Raw genomic sequence first — 3,026 nt, 5'->3', positions numbered from 1 at the left:
GGCCCTGGCCAAGGGCGACGTCAACGGCGCCACCACCGCCCTGACCCGCGCCCGCTCGCTGATGCCCCGCGCCCCCGGCGTCGCCGCCGACGTGAGCGGCCTGCAGAAGCCCGCTGTTCCGGCCGTTCCGCCCGCCCAGCCGAACTGCACGCCTTGAGCCCCCAAGGGCGCCCGTTCGCGGCGCCCTTTATTTCCTTTTGTTCCGTTCTTAGCTGAACAAAGATTAATCAGCCATAAAAAAGCAGGTTAAAATGCGCGGTTTTGGCTGACCGCCTACGCTCGTTGCCTACGCCTGTTCATCCGACGGCCCCGGCAGCGAACGGCGCCTCCCCGTACCCACAAGGTTCGCTAAGTGATCGAATTCCACGACGTCCACAAGACCTATCGCGTCGCCGGACGCGATATCCCGGCCCTGCAGCCGACCCGCCTGTCCATCGAGGGCGGCCAGGTGTTCGGCCTGATCGGCCATTCCGGCGCCGGCAAGAGCACCCTGCTGCGCCTGATCAACCGCCTGGAAGAACCCAGCGGCGGACGCATCGTCATCGACGGCGAAGACATCACCGCCCTGGACGCCGACGGCCTGCGCCGCTTCCGCCAGCGCGTCGGGATGATCTTCCAGCACTTCAACCTGCTGGCCTCCAAGACCGTCGCCGACAACATCGCCATGCCGATGAGGCTCGCCGGCACCTACAGCGCCGCCGAGATCACCGCACGGGTGGACGAACTGCTCGCGCGCGTCGGCCTCAAGGACCACGCCCGCAAGTACCCGGCGCAGCTCTCCGGCGGCCAGAAGCAACGCGTCGGCATCGCCCGCGCACTGGCCTGCCGGCCGACCATCCTGCTCTGCGACGAGGCCACCAGCGCCCTCGACCCACAAACCACTGGGCAGGTCCTGCAACTGCTGGCCGAGATCAACCGCGAGCTGAAGCTGACCATCGTCCTGATCACCCACGAGATGGACGTGATCCGTCGGGTCTGCGACCAGGTGGCGGTAATGGACGCCGGGCGCATCGTCGAACAGGGCGAGGTCGCCGACGTGTTCCTCCATCCGCAGCACGAGACCACCCGCCGCTTCGTCTTCGAGGCCGAGCGCGTGGATGAAGAGGAGCAGCACGACGACTTCGCCCACGTGCCGGGCCGCATCCTGCGCCTGACCTTCCGCGGCGAAGCGACCTACGCGCCGCTGCTGGGCACCGTCGCGCGCCAGACCGGCGTGGACTACAGCATCCTTGCCGGGCGCATCGACCGCATCAAGGACCAGCCCTACGGCCAGCTCACCCTGTCGCTGGTGGGCGGTGACATCGAAGCCGCGCTGGCGCAGCTCAACGCGGCCGACGTCCATGTGGAGGTGCTGCGCCCATGAGCGACTTCTTCGTAAATATTGATTGGTCGGAAATCCTCCAGGCCAGCCTCGACACCTTCTGGATGCTCGGCGGCTCGCTGCTGTTCACCGTCATCCTCGGCCTGCCGCTGGGCGTGCTGCTGTTCCTCACCGGGCCGCGCCAGCTGTTCGCCAACCGCGGCATCTACGGCGTGCTGGCGTTCATCGTCAACGTGCTGCGCTCGCTGCCGTTCATCATCCTGCTGATCGTGCTGATCCCGCTCACGGTGATCCTGGTCGGTACCTCGCTGGGCGTCGCCGGGGCCATCCCGCCGCTGGTGGTGGGTGCCACGCCGTTCTTCGCACGCCTGGTGGAAACCGCGCTGCGCGAGGTGGACAAGGGCATCATCGAAGCCACCCAGGCCATGGGCGCGAGCACCCGCCAGATCATCTGGAACGCCCTGCTGCCCGAAGCCCGTCCGGGCATCATCGCCGCCATCACCGTCACCGCCATCACCCTGGTGTCCTACACCGCGATGGCCGGTGTGGTCGGCGCCGGCGGACTCGGCGACCTGGCGATCCGCTACGGCTACCAACGCTTCCAGGACGACGTGATGCTGCTCACCGTGGTGATGCTGGTGGTCCTCGTCCAGATCCTGCAGACCGTCGGCGACAAGCTGGTGGTCCACTACTCCCGCAAATAACCGCAAGGCCCGCCGGATGCGGGCCGACCAAGGAGCCAAGCATGAAGAAACTGTTCGCCGCGTTCGCTGCCGCCGCCGTCATCGCCGCCCCGCTGGCCCAGGCCGCCGACAGCCTGACCGTCGCCGCCACCCCGGTGCCGCACGCCGAGATCCTCAACTTCGTCAAACCCATCCTGGCCAAGGAAGGGGTTGAGCTGAAAGTGAAGGAATTCACCGACTACGTGCAGCCCAACACCCAGGTCGCCGAGAAGCGCCTGGACGCCAACTTCTTCCAGCACCAGCCGTACCTGGATGAGTTCAACAAGACCAAGGGCACCAGCCTGGTCGCCGTCACCGGCGTGCACATCGAGCCGCTGGGCGCCTACTCCACCAAGTTCAAGAAGCTCGAAGAGCTGCCCTCCGGCGCCACCGTGGTGATCCCCAACGACGCCACCAACGGCGGCCGCGCGCTGCTGCTGCTGGACAAGGCCGGTGTGATCAAGCTCAAGGACAACAAGTCCATCACCGCCACCCCGAAGGACATCGTCGCCAACCCGAAGAACATCAAGGTGCGTGAGCTGGAAGCGGCCACCCTGCCGCGCGTGCTGACCCAGGTCGACCTCGCCCTGATCAACACCAACTACGCCCTGGAAGCCAAGCTGAACCCCACCAAGGATGCGCTGGCCATCGAAGGCGCCGACTCGCCCTACGTGAACATCCTGGTTGCCCGCCCGGACAACAAGGACAGCGCCGCCATGCAGAAGCTGGCCGCCGCCCTGCACAGCCCCGAGGTGAAGCAGTTCATCCTCGAGAAGTACAAGGGCGCTGTCGTTCCGGCGTTCTGATTGCCGCGCAGCTGAGGCTCAGGAAAAAGCCCGGTCGAATGACCGGGCTTTTTTGTTTCTGGCTATTCGCATTCCACTTTCAAGCTTGCGGGCATGCGGGCTTTTCGTAGGAGCGAGCTTGCTCGCGAACGATTTACGCCTGCCACTTCGGAGCCGGGCGTGTTCGCGAGCAAGCCC

At 66.1% G+C, this 3,026-nt stretch carries 3 protein-coding genes; all 3 read left to right on the top strand.

Going from position 1 to position 3,026, the window contains the following annotated elements:
- Positions 1-352 precede the first annotated feature (352 nt).
- The 3 genes from ACCC94_RS28960 to ACCC94_RS28950 are packed head-to-tail and all read left to right on the top strand — an operon-like array spanning position 353 to position 2,849.
- Complete coding sequence (locus ACCC94_RS28960) at positions 353-1,363, top strand: methionine ABC transporter ATP-binding protein (RefSeq protein ID WP_413353026.1); 1,011 nt, start codon at positions 353-355, stop codon at positions 1,361-1,363.
- The gene (locus tag ACCC94_RS28955; RefSeq protein ID WP_413353024.1) at positions 1,360-2,025 is read left to right on the top strand and encodes a methionine ABC transporter permease; all 666 of its coding nucleotides are present in this window, start codon (positions 1,360-1,362) and stop codon (positions 2,023-2,025) included. The genes ACCC94_RS28960 and ACCC94_RS28955 overlap by 4 nt, the downstream gene beginning before the upstream one ends.
- 41 nt (positions 2,026-2,066) lie before the next feature.
- Positions 2,067-2,849, top strand: a complete 783-nt coding sequence (locus tag ACCC94_RS28950) for a MetQ/NlpA family ABC transporter substrate-binding protein (RefSeq protein WP_413353023.1) — start codon at positions 2,067-2,069, stop codon at positions 2,847-2,849.
- The last annotated feature ends 177 nt before the right edge of the window (positions 2,850-3,026 follow it).

The sequence above is a fragment of the Pseudomonas sp. Pseusp97 genome (genome assembly GCF_047304025.1).
Classification (GTDB): domain Bacteria; phylum Pseudomonadota; class Gammaproteobacteria; order Pseudomonadales; family Pseudomonadaceae; genus Pseudomonas.
Note: the sequence above shows the minus strand (reverse complement) of the source record. Positions and strands in the feature narration are given on the sequence as shown.

Coding starts and splice junctions, on each gene's coding strand:
- ACCC94_RS28955 (WP_413353024.1), top strand. CDS start 1,360: ATGAGCGACTTCTTCGTAAATATTGATTGGTCGGAAATCCTCCAGGCC.
- ACCC94_RS28950 (WP_413353023.1), top strand. CDS start 2,067: ATGAAGAAACTGTTCGCCGCGTTCGCTGCCGCCGCCGTCATCGCCGCC.